This is a genomic window from Paenibacillus sp. FSL W8-0187 (genome assembly GCF_037969755.1).
Classification (GTDB): Bacteria; Bacillota; Bacilli; order Paenibacillales; family Paenibacillaceae; genus Paenibacillus_AQ.
This window is the reverse complement of the sequence record NZ_CP150206.1, coordinates 6,955,637-6,974,313: the sequence shown is the minus strand read 5'-3', so window position 1 is coordinate 6,974,313 and position 18,677 is coordinate 6,955,637. Positions and strand designations below refer to the sequence as shown.

Annotated in this window: 17 protein-coding genes; 11 read left to right on the top strand and 6 right to left on the bottom strand. The window is 50.0% G+C overall.

Annotated features, from left to right (window positions below):
• Positions 1 to 138: 138 nt before the first annotated feature.
• On the top strand, positions 139 to 591 hold the full coding sequence (locus tag MKY48_RS31610; RefSeq protein ID WP_098749298.1) for a hypothetical protein: 453 nt from the start codon (positions 139 to 141) through the stop codon (positions 589 to 591).
• A 128-nt stretch (positions 592 to 719) separates the two neighbouring features.
• On the opposite strand, the gene MKY48_RS31605 is transcribed toward MKY48_RS31610, so the two are convergent.
• A complete protein-coding gene (locus MKY48_RS31605; RefSeq protein WP_215161454.1) occupies positions 720 to 908 on the bottom strand; it encodes a hypothetical protein in 189 nt (62 codons plus the stop codon).
• Positions 909 to 1,076: 168 nt separating this feature from the next.
• Positions 1,077 to 2,630: an FAD-dependent oxidoreductase gene (locus MKY48_RS31600; RefSeq protein WP_339268607.1), complete on the bottom strand. Its 1,554-nt coding sequence runs from the start codon at positions 2,628 to 2,630 to the stop codon at positions 1,077 to 1,079.
• A gap of 208 nt (positions 2,631 to 2,838) precedes the next feature.
• Between MKY48_RS31600 and MKY48_RS31595 the strand changes: the two genes are divergently transcribed.
• The 4 genes from MKY48_RS31595 to MKY48_RS31580 all read left to right on the top strand — a co-directional run bounded on the left by MKY48_RS31595 (position 2,839) and on the right by MKY48_RS31580 (position 7,439).
• Positions 2,839 to 4,200, top strand: a complete 1,362-nt coding sequence (locus MKY48_RS31595) for a spore germination protein (RefSeq protein ID WP_339268605.1) — start codon at positions 2,839 to 2,841, stop codon at positions 4,198 to 4,200.
• Entirely contained in the window at positions 4,193 to 5,302 is a 1,110-nt protein-coding gene (locus tag MKY48_RS31590; protein ID WP_339268603.1) for a GerAB/ArcD/ProY family transporter, read from the top strand. The genes MKY48_RS31595 and MKY48_RS31590 overlap by 8 nt, the downstream gene beginning before the upstream one ends.
• Entirely contained in the window at positions 5,299 to 6,408 is a 1,110-nt protein-coding gene (locus MKY48_RS31585; RefSeq protein ID WP_339291891.1) for a Ger(x)C family spore germination protein, read from the top strand. Before MKY48_RS31590 ends, MKY48_RS31585 begins: the two co-directional genes overlap by 4 nt.
• A gap of 80 nt (positions 6,409 to 6,488) precedes the next feature.
• Positions 6,489 to 7,439: an aldo/keto reductase family protein gene (locus MKY48_RS31580; protein WP_339291890.1), complete on the top strand. Its 951-nt coding sequence runs from the start codon at positions 6,489 to 6,491 to the stop codon at positions 7,437 to 7,439.
• On the opposite strand, the gene MKY48_RS31575 is transcribed toward MKY48_RS31580, so the two are convergent.
• The 4 genes from MKY48_RS31575 to MKY48_RS31560 all read right to left on the bottom strand — a co-directional run bounded on the left by MKY48_RS31575 (position 7,436) and on the right by MKY48_RS31560 (position 11,578).
• The gene (locus MKY48_RS31575) at positions 7,436 to 8,548 is read right to left on the bottom strand and encodes a diguanylate cyclase (protein ID WP_339291889.1); all 1,113 of its coding nucleotides are present in this window, start codon (positions 8,546 to 8,548) and stop codon (positions 7,436 to 7,438) included. The two genes, MKY48_RS31580 and MKY48_RS31575, sit on opposite strands and share 4 nt — an antisense overlap.
• 114 nt (positions 8,549 to 8,662) lie before the next feature.
• Entirely contained in the window at positions 8,663 to 9,760 is a 1,098-nt protein-coding gene (locus MKY48_RS31570) for a HAMP domain-containing sensor histidine kinase (RefSeq protein WP_339291888.1), read from the bottom strand.
• Positions 9,753 to 10,448 carry a response regulator transcription factor gene (locus tag MKY48_RS31565; RefSeq protein WP_339291887.1) on the bottom strand — a complete coding sequence of 232 codons (696 nt, stop codon included), beginning with the start codon at positions 10,446 to 10,448 and terminating at the stop codon, positions 9,753 to 9,755. Before MKY48_RS31565 ends, MKY48_RS31570 begins: the two co-directional genes overlap by 8 nt.
• Before the next feature lie 122 nt (positions 10,449 to 10,570).
• Positions 10,571 to 11,578 carry a D-alanyl-D-alanine carboxypeptidase family protein gene (locus MKY48_RS31560; RefSeq protein WP_339291886.1) on the bottom strand — a complete coding sequence of 336 codons (1,008 nt, stop codon included), beginning with the start codon at positions 11,576 to 11,578 and terminating at the stop codon, positions 10,571 to 10,573.
• 204 nt (positions 11,579 to 11,782) lie between these two features.
• On the opposite strand from MKY48_RS31560, the gene MKY48_RS31555 reads away from it, so the two are divergent.
• The 6 genes from MKY48_RS31555 to MKY48_RS31530 all read left to right on the top strand — a co-directional run bounded on the left by MKY48_RS31555 (position 11,783) and on the right by MKY48_RS31530 (position 18,659).
• Positions 11,783 to 12,178, top strand: a complete 396-nt coding sequence (locus tag MKY48_RS31555) for a transcriptional repressor (protein WP_339291885.1) — start codon at positions 11,783 to 11,785, stop codon at positions 12,176 to 12,178.
• Positions 12,154 to 12,978, top strand: a complete 825-nt coding sequence (locus MKY48_RS31550) for a winged helix-turn-helix domain-containing protein (protein WP_339291884.1) — start codon at positions 12,154 to 12,156, stop codon at positions 12,976 to 12,978. Before MKY48_RS31555 ends, MKY48_RS31550 begins: the two co-directional genes overlap by 25 nt.
• Positions 12,979 to 13,168: 190 nt before the next feature.
• Positions 13,169 to 14,629, top strand: a complete 1,461-nt coding sequence (locus tag MKY48_RS31545; RefSeq protein WP_339291883.1) for a catalase — start codon at positions 13,169 to 13,171, stop codon at positions 14,627 to 14,629.
• 251 nt (positions 14,630 to 14,880) lie between these two features.
• Positions 14,881 to 16,863 (top strand): methyl-accepting chemotaxis protein, encoded by a 1,983-nt coding sequence (locus MKY48_RS31540; RefSeq protein ID WP_339291882.1) that lies wholly within the window; start codon positions 14,881 to 14,883, stop codon positions 16,861 to 16,863.
• Between the two features lie 231 nt (positions 16,864 to 17,094).
• Entirely contained in the window at positions 17,095 to 17,910 is an 816-nt protein-coding gene (locus tag MKY48_RS31535; RefSeq protein WP_339291881.1) for a uroporphyrinogen-III synthase, read from the top strand.
• Positions 17,911 to 18,020: 110 nt separating this feature from the next.
• Positions 18,021 to 18,659 (top strand): ThuA domain-containing protein, encoded by a 639-nt coding sequence (locus MKY48_RS31530; RefSeq protein ID WP_076323920.1) that lies wholly within the window; start codon positions 18,021 to 18,023, stop codon positions 18,657 to 18,659.
• The last annotated feature ends 18 nt before the right edge of the window (positions 18,660 to 18,677 follow it).

Sequence of the window (18,677 nt, the reverse complement as noted above, 5' to 3'; positions counted from 1 at the left end):
GGTCTTCTTTTTTTGGCTTAATTAAAGGTTTTTGGTAGGTTTAGAGTAAGCTGGCAGGCATATTTGTTATTGCAATTTCATATGGTTCTTTTATAATGATGTTTATGTTTATATCTTTAAAGGGAGCCATGATCATTATTGAATAAGTCCGAACTGAACCGAATTACGCAAGAGCTTCTACGTCGGTCGGGCAGCAGTGTCACCGTGGAGATGGAGGCGTATTTCCCTGGGGGCCGGTTAATCGGCGGGAAATATGTTATGAATTCGCACAGCGTGACGATGTATACCGAAGTCATACGCCAGCAGTGTCTGCAGCTGTTTGGGACACTTGAGCTGTTTCATGCCTATTTTGCGGTAGTATTCGCACATGAGCTGGGCCATTCGATGGACCTGATGCTGACAGAACTCTGTGACCGGATGGATCGAACGGTGGATGAATGGGAGCAGAATCAGATCGCGCTTCAAATCGAGGAAAATGCTTGGAATAACGCCATGCCATGGATTCAGGATATGGATCCGGATTTTATACAGGTCATCGTGGACCGGTCGCTTGAGGCCTACCGCGAGGAGCCGGCACCAGAAATCGCTTAGGCTGGTTTACTAGGTTAATCCAGGCCAGGTCGTAACATGAAAAAGGCACCCTGACGGGTGCCTTTTTGGACTTGCAAGAAAGTATAAACTTCAGAGACTTACCACCTTGGAAGCATGGGGAAGGGCTTCTAATATCGTATGTTATACAAGATAAAACCAAAGATGGCAGCCACCACAATGAAGGCACCTGCAGCAGCAAGGGTCATTAAAAAATCACTAAGCAGGCTTTGTTGCCGGATACCGCGCAGCTTCTCCTTTGCCTTAATCTCCGAGACGTCCTCTTTAATTCGATCCAAATACTCAGGGCCTAGAACCATAGCTGTCCCTCCCGTAACGATTTGTAAGCTTATTATACCAGAAATATGTTATTTTTGGTTGAATTTAGGCCACTCCGGTGTGAAGTCCCCTGTTATAAAAAAAGAAGTGAAGCTCGCATGGGCTTCACTTCTTTTAGGTTAGAGTCCTTGAGGGAGCGCAGCGTCCGCTTAGCTCTCCGGGTCCAACTGCTTCAACGGCTCAATGGCCGGCCCTTCAATCACTTCGCCATTATAACGGTAGCGTGATCCGTGACAAGGGCAATCCCATGAGCGTTCGCCCTCATTCCATTCCACTTCGCAGCCGAGATGGGTACATGTCGTATCCACGAGATGGAGATTCCCCTTATCATCCTTGTAAGCCCCGGCGCGCTGACCGTTATGGCGGACGATGGCGCCTTCGCCTGCCTTCAGCTCGGTAATATCAGCATGGGACATTTCGAACTTGCCGGAAACGAAATCTTTCGCAACCATAGCATTTTGTGCAACAAATGTTTTGATGCTTGGATCTGCGATAAATCGGGACGGGTTGAAGACGTCGGCGTAACGGTTATCCTTCTCCAAGATTTGATCACAGATGATATTCGCGGCCAGTGTTCCTGTTGTCATGCCCCATTTCCGGAAGCCTGTCGCGACAAAGATCCGGTCCTGATTGGATGTGATCGGCCCGATGTAAGGCATGTTGTCCAGGGTAATCAGGTCCTGGGCCGACCAGCGATAAGGAATCGCGGAAGCGCCCAGCAGCTTTCCTGCAAACAGCTCCAGGTTTTCGTAATGCTGATGGGTGCAGATGCTGCGGCCAGTCGGATGATTCTCGCCTCCAACGATAACCAAATCCTCACCGCCATAAGAAGCGGACCGCAGGGAACGGGTCGGTTGATCCACGCTTAAATACATCCCGCCCGGATAAGCGGTTTCAGGTTTGACTGCAATGGCATAGGAGCGTCCCACATGCAGGCGCGTGAAGAACAGTCCTTTCCCGTCAATGAACGGAAAATGAGAGGCCGATACTGCGTAATTGCAAGTAATCCGGTGACCGCCCCGTTTGGTCAGGAGTGTGATCGGTCCATCGGTTTCGGCCTTTTCATCCATGGTCGTGTTCTCGTAGATCCGTCCTCCTAGCTTCAGGAATTGTTCGGTCAGATGCTTAAGATATTGCAAAGGGTGGAATCGATATTGTCCGGGCATCTTAATGGCTCCCCGAATCGGCATAGGCAGGGGAAGGCTATCCTGCCATTCTCCCGGAATGCCGAGCTTTTCATAGGCTTTGATTTCATCCTCCAGCTTCGAGAGATACTTGTCCTCCTGTTGAGCGTAGATATAGGCATCCTCCAGCTTCAGCCCGAATTTCCCTTCGTCTCCGCCAATAATATCCCGAATGAATTCAATCGCTTCCCGATTGCCTTCGTAATAGAGTCTTGTCTTCTCCTCCCCAAAATGATGCATAAATTCATGATAGATCAGCCCATGCTGTGCCGTAACCTTAGCTGTTGTATGACCGGTGGTCCCGTTCAGGATTTGCCCTGCTTCGATCAGCACGACATCTTTGCCTGCCTTGGCAAGCAGATAAGCGGTTGTAATGCCGGTTATGCCGGCTCCGACAATGGCAACATCCGTCTCAATATCTTCGGCCAAGCGGGGGAAGGTGGGCAGTTTCGTTGTCGCTCTCCACAGCGACTCCGGATATTGCGGCAGTTCTTGATGCGATGAATTGGATGGGTTCATTCACGATTCCTCCTCAGTTTCTATGGGCATTGCCCTTAAACTCCGACTCTTGTCTTCATTATTACCACATGGGAATGATTAGAAACTAGGTGATTTCGATTCACAGTCTTCCTAGGTTTTTCTGGATGATTGTAAATAATTTGGGACATTTGTGCAGAACCTAAAGAACAGCGGGAGAACCGGAATTTAGTGAATGAGGGGTGGTATCATGACCAGCGAACAATATCTAAATGCGGAGGAAGCCAGACAATGCCTGCAAGAACATCTTCGTAATGTCGGGGATATCGAGCAGCGTGAGCTGAAGAATGAAGGTGAGCATGCGTTATTGATTTATCTTAAGAGCATGTGCGACCCCGCTATGATTAACGATAATTTGATTAACCGTTTCTATGAGCTGAATTCCTTGGAGTTATACGACCAATTCATCCGATCCTTTCCCTCAAGTGTGGAGCCGAAAGATAAACAGGAGTTGCTCCGTAATATACTAAGGGGCTGCGTAGCCATATTCATTCGGGACAGCGTGCTCCTGTTTGACGCCGTATTGGTTAATGCAGGCTTCATCCAACCCGCCAGTACGGAGAACGTCATTCAGGGTCCCAATGATTCGTTTACGGAAAATATCGAGGTGAACTTGAATCTGATTCGCCACCGTTACCAAACTGAAAATTTGAAGACGGAATTTATGACCCTTGGCAAGATATCACAGACTCGAATCATTATTATGTATGATGCATACAAAGTGGAAGAAACGGTATTAGAGGAGCTTAGGAAGCGATTGTCCGAGATCAAGGCGGATATTGTGCAATCGGCCTCCGAAATCGAGAGACATACAATGCATCCTAAATTCCGTCTGTATCCGACGCTCATGCTGACCGAACGCCCTGACCGGACCGTATTGAATATATCTCAAGGAAAGATCGCTGTGTTGATGGATTCAACGGGGTATGCTCTTCTACTGCCGGCTATATTCAATGATTTCTTTACGGCGATGGATGACAAAATACAGCTTCCTCCGATCGGCTGGTTTCTCAAGGGAATCCGGTATATCGCATTGTTTGTCACCGTGCTGATGCCAAGCCTTTATGTGGCCTTCACCTCCTATAATCCGGAAATATTGAGGATGCAGGTTACGCTGCTTATTGCGGGAAGCAGGGCTACGGTGCCGTATCCGTCTTTCTTTGAAGTGATCTTCATGCTGCTGGCGATGGAGTTTCTGACGGAGGCGAGTGTTCGGCTGCCCAAAGCGATTGGTCAGACCGCTACCACGGTAGGGGGTCTCATTTTGGGAACCGCTGCTACGGAGGCGGGATTGGTTAGTAACATCATGATCATTCTGGTTTCCGCGGTTGCAATAACAAATTTCGTGATCCCGATCACGATGATGAGTTCGGGCATCCGTGTCACGAAGTATTTGTTCATTGTCCTGGCCACCTTCTTCGGCTTGGTCGGTATCGTTTTGGGCATGGTGGCCATGATCATGTACCTTACGAGTCTCAGGTCCTTTGGCAAACCCTACTTGAAGATGTTTGCTGTGGATTGGAACAAGAAAGGAGACCAGCGAAGTGGTTAGAAATAAATATTTTTATTACCTCTTCCTGCTCAATGCAACCATCAACCTAATTATTTTTGTCCCCCGCATCTTAATTACGGATCGTTTTGACGGTGCGCTGATGTCGATCCTGGTGTCCATTCCAATTGGTGTCTTTGTGATGTTTACTTTCGTAAAACTGATCCAACAATTCCCGGGACAGGGGTTGCCGGAGATTTTTCATTCGGTTATGCCCAAGTGGATATCTGGTATCCTCCTTGTTTTATACGGACTCGGGTGGTATTTCTCCAGCGTGATAACCTTGGTCAGTTTCGTTGATATTACCTCCCGATACATCAGTCCGGATGTATCACCCTATATCGTTCTGATGGGATTTCTGGTGGTGGTTGCACTTAGTGCCAGGCTGGATTCCGAGTCGATTCTCTATGGCCTGGAGATGATTCTGTACATCACCGTGCCCATCATTGCTTATATGTCATGGCGTATCTTCAGCAATCCATATTTCAGTTGGGATGCCGTAAGGCAGATCATTACTTATGCATGGAACATGCCCAATTACGAGACGGTGGCCGCGGCTACCTATATATTTACGGGCTACGTGAACATGGTGGTATTTAATCGGATCTTTCACCGATTCAGAGTGCGGCATATTTGGGCGATTGTGGTGGTTAGTATTCTTACCCTTCTGGTATCGATCTTTGCATCCATCGGCATATTGGGAGCCGCGGGCGCCGGAGGACACGTGTATCCTGCCTTCTCGACGGTGGACTCGCTTCGGATTCGTTATTTCATCATAGAACGGATGATTTATGTCTTCTACGTGGTGTATATGTGCCTCTCCCTCGTGAATTCCATCGTTCATTGGCATGTGGGCAAGGAGTTGATTCTGGGAGGTTTCGGATTAAAGGTCGATAAGGGGGAAGCGATGTCTAAAAGGAGGAAATTCGAATGGTGGGTGCTTCTCCTCTTTTCCCTGATTATCTTCGGCACGTCGTTTATCGTTAATCAATACATATTAAATGATATGGCGATTGTCTTTTTGGACGTCCGGTTCGCTGGGGAATTCCTGCTCATTGCCCTATTATTCTATGCGGTATGGAGGAAAAGGAGGAAGAAGGCATGAAAGACCTGAAACGATGGCTGGTCTGGCTCATGTGCTGCTCTTTTTTATTTGTGTCGGGATGTGATTTTAGGGATATCGATCTCAGACTTTTTGTCGTGTCCATTGGTATTGACGTCTCTGAGAAAAACCCCGATATGAACCGATTTACCTTCAAAATGGCGATTCCTTCAGGAGACCCTAAGATTGGGGATAAGAAGTCTTTCCTTATTACACAAGAATCAACAAGTATTGCGGAAGCGATCAGGGAGGTCAAATCCAAAGTAGATAAGGAACTTGACTTTGGTCATTGCAAGGGGGTCATGTACGGCGAAGCCTATGCTCGAAAAAATATCAGCAAAATCCAGGACTGGACCGTTCGGAGGCGGGATATGCAGCTCTTAATGTATCCAGCCGTCGCCATTCCTTCGGCAGAAGCCGTATTAAAGACGGATCCTCCAACGGAGCGGATTGCCGGGAACGCAATATTTCTGGCGCTCAGCGAGGATGGGACGGAATCTCCCTTCATTACTAGGACATACTCCTTCGATTTGTCCCGCCGAATGTTAGAGGAAGGGGAAGATCCGGTCATGCCCGTTGTGGAAACTACCACTGACAAGATCCTGAATATCGAGAGAGTAGCCTTGATGGATAAGGACAAGGTGAAGGTGATTCTGACGCCGGATGAAACCAGGCTGTTTAACCTGTTGGATCGTCGTAATCTAAGCACGAATTTCGGGACGATAATGGACGGCAAATTGCTTGAAGTCAACACGGATAGAACCCGAGCAAGATACAAGATCGTAACGGATAAACCAGGGGAAGAAACGATTGATTTCAATATTCGGATAACGGCGATTTTGGAAGAGAAAGAGGATCCAACGCAACTGAATCAGAAGGGTCTGCATAAGATCGAAGAGCAGTTTAGCAAGGAACTATCCCAAGCGGTGAAAAGCTTGTTGGAGAAAATTCAGAAAACGGGTCTGGACCCGCTGGGTTTCGGCCTCCGGTATGGAGGGACGCACTGGAACAACAAGACGGAGATGGATGAATGGGACGCCATGTATCCCCATGTCAAGTTTAATGTATCGGTCAAGGTGAAAATAAAGTCGACCGGTTATAAACGTTAGACAGGGCACATCTGTCTATCGTACAGGAAGATGTTACAATAAAGAATAAGCATCTATCTTGTATGAAGGAGGTTTCACATATGGAATTTAGAAGATTGGGCGGAAGCGGATTGAAGGTTAGCGATATCAGTCTGGGGAGCTGGCTGACGTACGGGGGATATGTGGAACGGGAGAATGCCGTGAAGTCGATTCAGACTGCATATGGACTTGGCGTTAATTTTTTTGATACAGCGAATGTGTATGCCCAGGGAGCGGCTGAAGTGGTTGTCGGGGAAACCTTGAGAGCATTCCCAAGGGAATCCTATGTCCTGGCCACGAAGGTATTCGGCAAGATGGGGGACGGACCGAATGATCAGGGGCTTTCCCGCAAACATATTAGAGAGCAGTGCGATGCGAGTCTGAAGCGGCTGGGTACCGATTATGTCGACATCTATTACTGCCATCGTTATCATGAAGAAACACCGATAGAGGAAACGCTGCGGGCGCTGGATGACCTTGTCCGGCAAGGCAAGGTGCTCTATGTAGGAGTCAGTATGTGGACCGCTGCCCAGATGGAAGCGGCATTGGCCGTGGCGGACCGCTATTTGCTGGATCGCATCGTGGTGAATCAGCCGCTGTACAACATGTTCGAGCGCAAGATCGAGGAAGAGATCATCCCGTTAGGCGAGAAGAAGGGCATTGGTCAAGTGGTCTATTCTCCTCTTGCGCAAGGGCTGCTGACGGGCAAGTACGCCTCCAAGCAAGCCGTGCCGGAGAACAGCCGCGCATCGAAGATTGGAGCCGACCGGCTTAAAATGAGTGAAGACCGCATTCAGAAGGTGCAGGCCCTGGGAGTCATTGCAAGCGAGCTGGGTATGACCGTCGGCCAGTTGGCTTTGGCCTGGATTCTGCGTCAGAACAACGTAGCTAGTGCACTGGTGGGGGCCAGCCGTCCGGAGCAGGTGGAAGAGAATGTGAAGGCTTCCGGTATTAAGCTCTCTTCAGATACGCTGACTGCCATTGAAGAAATACTGAAGGCGGATTCGAATTAAGAAAGAATCAGATCATGGATTTCGGGAGGGGAACATACGCGGTTGCGTCCGCTGTCCTTGGCGCGGTACAGCTCGCGGTCTGCTTGCTGGAGCAGCTCCTTGGCATTTTTCGACCGGATCGTATCGGGATGTACGGCAGCCCCAATCGACACGGTGATCTGGATCTTGGTTCCGTTTTCCAGGACAAAGATATGATCCGCTACGGCGGCCCGGATTCGTTCTGCAATAGCGGCCGTCTCGTCAATGGTCGCTTCCGGGACCAGCACCGAGAATTCTTCCCCGCCGTTGCGGGACACTTCATCAAAAGAACGGGAATGCTCCCTCAGCACTTTGCTGAGCTGCTGCAAAACGGCATCTCCGGCCGCATGGCCGTAGGTGTCGTTTATTTTTTTGAAATGATCAATGTCCACGACAAGAACACCCAGCCGTTCGCTGAAATGCTGGGCTTCGAGAAAACGTTCCGACAACAGCTGCTCGAACTGGCGCAAATTGTGAAGACTGGTCAGGTGATCCGTTTCCGCATTTTTCTTCATCTGCAGAAATAGTTGATTGGACGTGTTGATATACTCCGTCAACATGTAGATGACAACCGTGGCGAGGACGGATATGATAAGGTGCTGCGTGAAGACAGTATATACCTTATGGTGGTCCTGGATATTCATCCACATAATGCCTAGGAGCACCAGCATGCTCGATACGCTCATGAGCAGCATTTTGTTTAAACGATTCCAATGGATACGAGATACCGTCCCGCATATGATGCCGATCAGTAGCATGCCGGCGCCCGCAATGGCAGAGGAAGCGGACATGCCGAACAGAATCAATCGCCCGAGCGCAATGAGCACGCCGGCAATCAGGGATGGAAGCCAACCCAAGTAGCTGGCGATCACTACAATGGCCAAATGCCGCAAATCCGCGAAAAACCGGGGGTCAATCGGGAAAGAATAGTACATCAAGATGATCCCGTAAATGCCAAAGAGCAGTCCAGCGTTGATCTTAACGCTGATGGACGGTATCACAACGCCTGCTACATATTTTTTGGACAGCAGTCCGGACAAGTATAAGAAAGTCACAAATATACAAAAGTTGGTAAATAGTATATTAGTCATGGGGGATCATTCCTTTCATGTACCTTGCACAAGGGCGGCAAGGCGATGAAGACATTCACCCCCTATTTTATCGGAAAATGGAATTGTATGTCGAATATTAAATGTTTTATTTTGTTAATTTTCAGGAGTCTCCAAAGGTAGGAGAACTTCAAACATCGTCCGTTCCGTATTACTAGTCACCTGAATCGTGCCATGATGGGCATCCACGATGGTCTTTACGATAGCCAAGCCAAGTCCGGAGCCGCCGGTTTGATCGGTGCGCGATTCATCCGCCCGGTAGAACCGCTCGAACAGATAGGGGATCGCATATTGAGGGATCGGGGGGCCGTAATTGATGACCTGTACGATGGCAAACTTCGAATCACTTGATACCTTCAAATCCACCACCCCGGCTTCCCGTCCGTGCCGTACCGCATTGGACAGCAGATTCTCGAAGGTGCGCATCAGTTTATCCCCGTCCGAGGAGATCATGATTTTCTCAGTTTCAGGCGTGAAGTTGACCTGTACGCCTTCCTGCTGCCCGGTTAGTGAAAAGTCCACGGCCAATTGTGCGAGCAGCTCCACCAAATTAATGTCAACACGGTTCATCGGGGAGTACCCCATTCGTGTATATTCAAACAAATCGTTCACGAGTCCGCCCAGGCGCAGCGACTTATCATACGCGATATCGGTATAATACCGGAGCTCGACTTCATCCTTGTAATGGTCTTCATTGACCAGCCGCAAGTACCCGATGATGGAGGTGAGGGGGGTGCGCAGATCATGCGATACGTTGCTGATCAGCTCGTTCTTGGACTGGACCGCCATTCGTTCCTCTTCCAGCGATAGCTTGAGCTGCTTGGCCATTTGATTGATGTGCGTTGCCATCTGGCCCAGTTCGTCATTCGAGTTAACGATAATCTCTTCATCCAATTCGCCCTTCGCCAAACGCTGTGTACCCTCCATTAAGTGGTTGATTTGACGAATGGTGCTCTGACTCAGCAGCAATACCATGCAGATAAATAGCATGATGCCGATGATCGTCGGGATGATGGGGAAACCGAAGAAATCCTCCAAAGTACGATCAACTCTGAAAAGGGTGTTTACCCAAGGCTCCTTCCAGTATTCCCGACCGATCATTCGGATGATCTGCTGCGCGATGAACAGGATGGACAGGGTCAGGGCTCCACCGACAAAAAACAGCGTGATGATCTTCCATTGCAGTTTACGCATGGATTTTGTACCCGACACCCCATACCGTTTGAATGAGCTTGTAACCCAGCTCCTTCTCGAGCTTGTCCCGCAAGTTGCTGATGTGAACCATGACGGTATTATTGGATACGTAATATTTCTCCTTCCAGACCTGCTGGAAGATATCCTCGGCGCTAAAGATTCTCCCCGGTTGGCGGGCAAGCAAATACAGAATCTCGAATTCTCTCGCCGTCAGAGAGATCGCTTTGCCGTTGGCCGTTACTTCATGCGTACTCCGGTTAATGTCGAGCCCATCAATCTCGATCCGCTCGCTGTCCTCCCGATGCAGCTCCGCATTGTACAGAGTGGAGCGCCGCAGCAGTGTTTTGACGCGAGTCGTCAGCTCCAGCGGATTGAACGGTTTAATCATATAATCATCCGCGCCGGTCATCAGCCCCAGTATTTTATCCATATCCTCACTCTTGGCGCTCAGCATCAGGATGGGAATGGACGAGGTTTCGCGGATTCTGCGGCAGGTATCAATCCCGTTCAGCTTAGGCATCATGACATCCAGGATCACGAGATCCACCCCCCCGTTATTGCTGGTCATGGCCAGAAGCGCTTCCTCCCCGTCATGGGCTTGGATTACGCGGTAACCCTCATTCTCCAGATAGATAGAGATCAGCCCGGAAATTTCTTTATCATCATCTACGATTAATATACTTCTCATTAAGATATCCTCCAGTAAATCGCCCCATTGGAAACGATGATTCCTTACGAACAGTGTACCCTAAATCGACCCCATAGAGTGCAGCTTGACCTTCAAAATCGTGAGTTCTTCTATGACAACAATTAAAAAAGGGCGGATAGGAGATTCGAAAGAATGCCTTGCCGTTCGAATCCGTAATCCATCAGCTTCCGGGTTTCCGTAAACCGCTGATCGGCATCCCCGGTTCCCATCACGACGGAAATCAGCCGGTTTCCACCCCGCGACGCAGTTCCGGTAAAGCAATAACCGGCGGAGCGGGTGTATCCGGTCTTAAATCCGTCATTACCTTCGTAAGAATGCGGCTCGCCAGGCAGCATAAGATTGGTGGTATGCAGGGAAAGCTTCTTCTGCGGAACAGGCAAATCGCGCTGGCTGGTTACCTCGAGCAAATCCGGATGTTTGTTAAGCAGCCATCGGGCCAGCATGGCCGAATCCCTGGCCGTCATGACGGTATCGCGTTCGGTGGCCGCTTCGGCAAAGGGAGCGAGGTCAGCAGCAGGCAAACCGGAAGCATTGGCGAAGACGGTGCGATCAGAGAGGCCGATTTGTTTCGCCCGGGCATTCATGCTCTCCACGAATCGGGACTCCGACCCGCCGAGATGCTCCGCAATAGCTACGGCCGCATCATTGGCCGAATGGATGATGAGCGCTTCGAACAGCTGCTTCAACGTATAACGTTCGCCTTTATGCATGCCGATGCCTGAACCGGGCACCTCTGCGGCATATCGGCTGACCGGTACATTCTCGTCCCAAGCATGCTGCCCGGAACGAACAGCATCCAGCACCAGCAGTTCGGTCATCATTTTGGACATGCTCGCGGGAGGAAGGGGAAGATCGGCATGCATAGCATAGAGCACGCGGCCGGTATCTGCATGAATCAAGATGGCCGAACTGGCTTTGATGGGAGGAGGAATAAACACGCGCGCTATGAACACGGCCATCAGAATGACGCTAAACAATAGCAGGAGCAAGCTTAATCTTGTGCGTCCCTTGCGGGGCTTCGCAGGTTTATGCCGAATCGTGCCGGCTTGCCGCCGGGATCGTTCAGGGGATGACGGTACATGACGGGGATGCTTGGCTATGGATTCCATGGCGATCGATCGCCTCCTTTGGCGGGCTATATATGTTTCATCGTTTTATGTATGTTCTAATTCTAACCACACAAGCTAAAGGAATTTTTAATTGAATCTAAAGAAATCTTAAAGATTACCAGCGGAAATTCTGGCACGGGATGTTGACCTTGAAGAGAATAGGATTTATACTTGATCTAAAAATAAATTAAAAGGGTGAATACCTTGAAATCTTTAAATCTGACGACGCAACGCCAAGCGGTGTACGATGTCCTTCGGGAATCGCATGATCATCCGACTGCTGCGGATATCATGAACCGGCTGGTGGAGAAAGGATATAATTTAGCGTACGGAACGGTTTATAATTCCCTGCGTTATTTGACGGATAAGCAGCTGATCCGTGAATTGAAGCTGGGCGAGAGCGCGAGCCGGTACGATGCCCGTATGGACGATCATCAACATATTATTTGTGAAGTATGCGGTAAAGTGGACGAGGTCATGACGGAGGTGCCAGAGGATTGGGCTGCTACGGTAGCCGGTGAAACCAATTACGTCATCCATCATGCTCACGTCGTATTCGGGGGGGTGTGTCCAGAATGTCAAACCAAACAGAAGAAATGACGGAACTGGGAACGGTCTATTCATTTCCTGATTTCCAGTCCGGCAATCTGTATGTTCGTCCGACAACGCCGATCGCGATGGCGATAGGGGATGCTTGTCCCACAACCCTGCGGGCTGCGTTATTAAGCCGTTCCCCCGGACGGGTGAATGAAATGTTCATTACCTTGACCGAGAACTGCTTCGAGGTGATGATGTTCCGCAAATGGGAACCGCGTCTTCAGTCGGCATTGAATACAGGACTGATTATTGCCGATATGACGGGCTGCCGGAATATGGCGGCGTTCAACAAGGAGAAGGAACTCCTGCTGCCCGAACATTCCTCTATTCCGATTCTGTACCTTGTAGGGGAAGAATTAATGAGCAATGCAGGCTCAAGCCTGTTGAACGAAGAACTCATGGTATGGCCTGCACGTTCCAAAGATACGATGATGTATCAGGTGCAGCGGACCATCCGATTGTTCTCTCCGGCTGCCGGATTGTCGGGAGGAGAAGAGGTCATGCGCGGCCTCATCTATAAAGACTTATCCATTGATCGGGATAAAATGACCATCCACCGGGGCAGCACTCCGATCCATTTGACCAAGACAGAGTATCATTTGCTGATGCTCCTGCTGGACAGCGAAGGAGCCGTCTGCACGCGTGAGGACCTGATGTGCAAAATTTGGGATACGGATTTTATGGGCGGCAGCAATGTGGTCGACGTCCATATCAAAAGCTTGCGTAAAAAGCTGAGCGACAACGCGGGAGCCCCGCGCTATATTGCAACGGTAAGAGGAGTGGGATACCGCCTGGCGGACTAATCCCCCTCCCTTTTTTTGTTCATTTTGCGGTACTCAAAATGAATTCATCCGACCTTCATATAACGATCATAGAAGGGTCATATAACACTCATGCGACAATCATGATCCAATGGATTCTCCAGTGATACAATCAAATCATAAATTTAGATTCAGTCTAAAATCAATTATAGAACTGATGGAGGGTTCATATATGGATAGAATGACAACCAATCAAGGGGCTCCAGTCGGAGATAACCAAAACTCCAAAACGGCAGGACGCCGCGGACCGACACTGCTTGAGGATTATCATCTGATCGAAAAAATTGCCCACTTCGACCGTGAACGGATTCCGGAGCGTGTCGTTCATGCCCGCGGGGCAGGAGCACACGGCACATTTGTTGTGGAGCACGACATGAAGCCTTATACGAGAGCTGCATTCCTGCAGGAAATTGGTCAGGAAACTCCTGTGTTCGTTCGCTTCTCCACGGTTATTCATGGAACAGGGTCACCCGAAACGGCACGCGACCCACGCGGATTTGCCGTGAAGTTCTATACGGAGGAAGGCAACTATGACATTGTAGGGAATCATATTCCGGTCTTCTTTATTCGCGACGCGATCAAATTCCCTGATATGGTGCATTCTTTGAAACCTTCGCCGGAGACCAACATCCAGGAGCCTGGCCGGTACTGGGACTTCATGACGCTGTCCCCGGAATCCACGCAAATGATGACCTGGGTGTTCTCGGATCATGGCACACCAGCGAACTATCGCGAGATGGATGGCTTCAGTGTCCACGCCTTCAAGTGGGTGAATAGCGAAGGCAAAGTGACTTACATTAAATACAAATGGGAATCCGTACAAGGCGTGAATACGCTGAATGCCGATGAAGTGGTCGAAGTGCAGGGCAAGGACTTCAATCACGCCACCCGTGATCTTCATGAGCACATCGCAAACGGGAATTTCCCGAAATGGCGCCTGCAGGTACAGCTGATGTCCCCGGAAGAGATGGTTGAATTGTCCTTTGATCCGCTGGATGCTACAAAGACCTGGCCGGAGGATCGCTTCCCGTTCGAAACGGTCGGCACCATGACCTTGAATCGCAATCCGCAGAACTTCTTCGCCGAAGTTGAGCAGGTCGCTTTCTCCCCAAGTGCTCTGGTGCCTGGCATCGAGCCGTCGGAGGATAAACTGCTGCAAGGCCGGCTATTCTCTTACCCGGATACGCAGCGTCATCGACTCGGTGCGAATTATTTGCAGATCCCGATTAACTGCCCGTATGCTCCTGTGCGTAATCATCAACGTGATGGCTTGATGAACGTGAATCAAGATCCGTCCCCGGTGAACTATGAGCCGAACAGCTATACAACAGGTCCTGTGGAAGACCCTACTGTAAATGAAAGCGAAGCACCGCTCATCGGGCATGTCGTTCGCCAGCGTATTGAAAAAACAGATGATTTCACCCAAGCCGGAGAATTGTACCGTTCGTTTACGGAACAGGAGAAGGATCATTTGATCCGCAATCTGGTTGATGACCTCAGTCAGGTCAAATCTGATATCCAGCTCCGTGCCGTATGCAATTTCTACCGTGCGGACGCCGAATATGGTGCAAGACTCGCTGCCGGACTTGGCGTAGACCTGAGCGGATTCATACCTTCCAATCAGCCGAAGTAACGTAGTTTGATCTTATAAGAGCCAGCCATCTTTGTTTTTCGCTGTGCAGGATGGATGGCCTTTATATAGAGGTGGTCTATGACCGCCGCCAAGAGGGGTACCCGTATAACATGGGTACCCCTCTCTTAGTGGAAATAATTACCTATATATACTACATAATGAATGGTCTTAGAGATGCCGATAAGTTGAAAGGAGTATTTTTTTATAGAAGACAGGTGAGATTCACTGCAGTTTAGAAAGGAAAGAAACCAATGAAGAAAAAAAGAGCTAATCGTATTAGAAGAAACCTGATTCTCACATTTCTGCTCGTGCTTCTTGTGCCAAGCTGCGCTATCGGTATTATCACTTACCGTGACGCCAAGGGAACTGTCGAGGAAGAAATTCTGCGCAGTGCATCGCTGAGCGTCGAGACGGCGAATGAGATCATTAATCACACGCTGCAATCCAAGTTCGATGACCTGAATTATTTAAGCGTGGCGATGAAGTCCACTGGAATTGACAAGGAACTCGAAGCGAAAGCGGGTTCAACTATCAATGCACTGAAGCAGTACCTGGGACTTCATCCGGAGACGGTGGACGTATTTATCGGTACGGCACAGGCTGGCATTATCAAGGCATCAGGGGAAAAGCTGCCGTCCGACTATGATCCTAGACAAACGGAATGGTTCCAGCAGGCAATGAATGCATCGGGCCAACCGATTATTACAGCCCCCTATACTTCGAACACGGGCTCCTTGATTGTAGTAACGCTAGCTCAGATGCTGCCTGACGGCAAAGGTGTCGTGGGCATTGACCTCAACCTTCATAGCATCCGGAGTCTGGTCCAAGTGCAGGTAGGTAAAGAAGGCTATACGATGGTGCTGGATCAAAATCACAAATATCTGTTTCACCCCGATTATGACGCAGGGACGGACGCGTTGGCTAAGGAAGCTTGGGTCTCCAAGATGTATGAGCAGCCAACCGGTCATTTTCACTATGATCATGACGGCATCGAGCAACAATTGAACTACATTACGAATGAACGAACCGGATGGAAAATTGCCGGGACCATGTTTGTTAAGGAGGTTGACGACTCCGTTAATGGCATCCGCCAAACGATGATTGTGGTTATGAGCGTTTCGCTGCTAGCCGCCTTAATCATGGTGACTTGGAATGTAAGCTCTGTGATCAAACCGATCCGCCGTATGCGCCAAGCGACGGAAGTCATTAGCGAGGGGGATCTGACGCTTCGCATGAATGGTTTCAAGCGTGACGAGATTGGCGAGTTGGCCGATCACTTTCAGCAGATGGTGGATAGTCTCAGGGACATGGTTCACGGGGTCAAAGCCATGACGGAGAATGTTTCCGCATCTTCAGAGCAATTGTCCGCAAGCGCCCTGCAAAATACAAGCGCCGTCGAGCATGTTACGTCTTCCATTCAGGAGGTTGCCGCCGGCAGTGAACGTCAGTTGAACGCCGCGGAGGAGATTCTGAAGGGTATTCTTCAAGTATCCCGGCATGCTGATGACATTGCGGATGTATTGGAGAAGGTTACTGCAGCCATGAACCAGACGGAGGAATTGGCCCAGGAAGGGAACCAGACGGTGATTACCGCAGCAGCGACGATGCAGGATATTGATCATGCGATGAATGATCTGAATGGGGTTATCCATCAGCTGTCTGAGCGGACCGAGGAGATCGGCGGTATCGCTTCCGCCATTACCGACATTGCCAAGGAGACGAGTTTATTATCGCTGAATGCCTCTATCGAAGCTGCGAGAGCCGGGGAGCAGGGCAAAGGATTTGCGGTTGTAGCCGCGGAAATCCGTAAGCTTGCTCAAAGGTCGGAAAGCTCAGCGGATTACATATCGGGGCTGATTACAGGAATACTGGCAGAGGTGGAACGAACCATGGAAATGACGGAAGCCGCCAGGCAGAAGGTATCGGACGGCGTTGACGCAGCGGATCTGACCGGACGCTCCTTCTCCCGTATCAAAAAGGCAGTGAACACGGTGTCCGGCCAGGTAAGAACCACTTCGAAATCGGCTAAGGAATTGGCTCAAGATACAGCTTCCACGAAAAAGTCCGTTGAAGATATCCGTGGGGTGTCAGAGCAAACGTCAAGCCAGACCCAGACCATATCGGCAGCCTCTCAGGAACAGCTTGCTTCCATGGAAGAGGTCAGCGCATCTGCTGCGGATTTAAGCCGTTTAGCTGAAGAACTGCAGGAGATGGTGAAACGCTTTAAGATTTAAGAGATTCAAGGGCGCTGTAATATGCCCCGAATATTTCGTGTTGAAGCAGTAAAGGAGCTTATATTCCTTTGCTGCTTTTTTGTTTGTGGCAGGAAAGGGGGGCTTTATGAAAGAATAAGACCAAAGTGGCTTTATCTCTAGGAGCGGGGCCTTTATACTGGAGTCAACTGCTTGAAGCTGTAAGACTGACGGATGCACAAGCTAGAAAATGATGAGAGTGGGGCATATAACATGGCACAGCATATGAAAGATCGGATCGTCGCTTTAGCTGGTCCGCGCAAGGCAGCAGACATGGCCAAGCTGGTGGAGAAGATGGGTGGCACCGCGCTGCTTCGTCCGGCCCAGGGAACCGTATTTTTGGATGATGAAGTACTGCGCCGTTCGATCGAAGCTTGGCTCAAGGCGCCTGCACCGTGGGCGATATTTACGACGGGAATCGGCCTGGAGGCCATTTATGATACAGCAGAACAGATGGGCCTTTTGGATACATTGAATGAAACGCTGCAGAGCACCTCGATTGCGGCAAGAGGGTACAAAACGGCCAATGCGCTGAAAAAGCGCGGGCTGGCACCGGTCGTCAGAGATGATGACGGCAGTACGTCGGGGCTGATCCGGTCTTTGGAGCCGCATGACCTATCGGACAAGCGTGTCATTCTTCAGCTGCATGGCGAGTCTGCTCCGAAGCTGGTGGATTGGCTGGAAAGTCGTGGGGCGGTAGTAGAGCAGATCCTGCCTTATAAGCACATTCCGCCGCTGGAGGAGGATGTTTCGCAACTCGTTGATGAAATCGTGGGCGGCAAGGTTCACGCGGTTGCTTTTACAAGCGCCCCCCAGTTTCGTTTTCTTGCGGATTATGCACGTGCCCATGGCAAGCTGGAGGCTGTGCTGGAGGCGTTCCGCGGACCGGTCGTGGCAGCGGCTGTCGGCAAGGTTACGGCCCAGGGGCTTCGTGAGGAAGGCATTGAACGCATGGTGGTTCCCGAGGAAGAGCGAATGGGCAGCATGATGGTGGCGCTTGGCCGCTACTTTGCTCAAAACCAAGAATAATGTCATGATATAACGTAATGAAGTTGGGGAGATTTCAGTCCATGCCAGCTTCTTCATGCATGTTCCTAAGGATCATGTGAAATATTGAGTAGTAAATAGGAGGATGACCGATGGATAAGAGAAAAGCATTGCTGCTTGGCAGCTATACCCACCCGAAGTTTCATCCGCTGCAAGGCATCGATAAACAAATGACACACCTGCTGAACGACATGTTCACCGTGCAGTGCACGGAAAATCATAAAATGCTGCATGAAAGCAATCTCTACCCTTACGAGCTCTGCATCGCCTACAGCGACCTATGGGACGAGCGCGTTTCGCCCCGTCAGACCGCAGGTCTGCTGTCCTATGTAAGCGGAGGCGGCGGCTTGCTTGTGATTCATAACGGCGTTACGCTGGCCAATCGTTATGAGCTGGCGCAGCTGATCGGCGCCCGTTTTGACGGACACCCGCCCATGGAGAAGCTGTACTTCGTTCCGGGAGAGACCGATCATGATATTACGGAAGGCGTAGAGCCTTTTGTGCTGGACGAGGAGCCTTACCGGTTCATATTCAGTCCGTTTACGGAAAAAACCGTGCTGCTGCATTATGAATTCGAAGGCAAGCAGTGGCCTGCTGCCTGGTGCCATACGTATGGCATCGGACGCGTTGTCTTCTTGATGCCGGGTCATCACGAGCCGTCCTTTCTCCAGCCTCAGCTGCGTTTAATGATTACGCAAGCGGCCAAGTGGGCTGCACGCGTTCCGGGTTAAGAAGCCATTTCGATACGA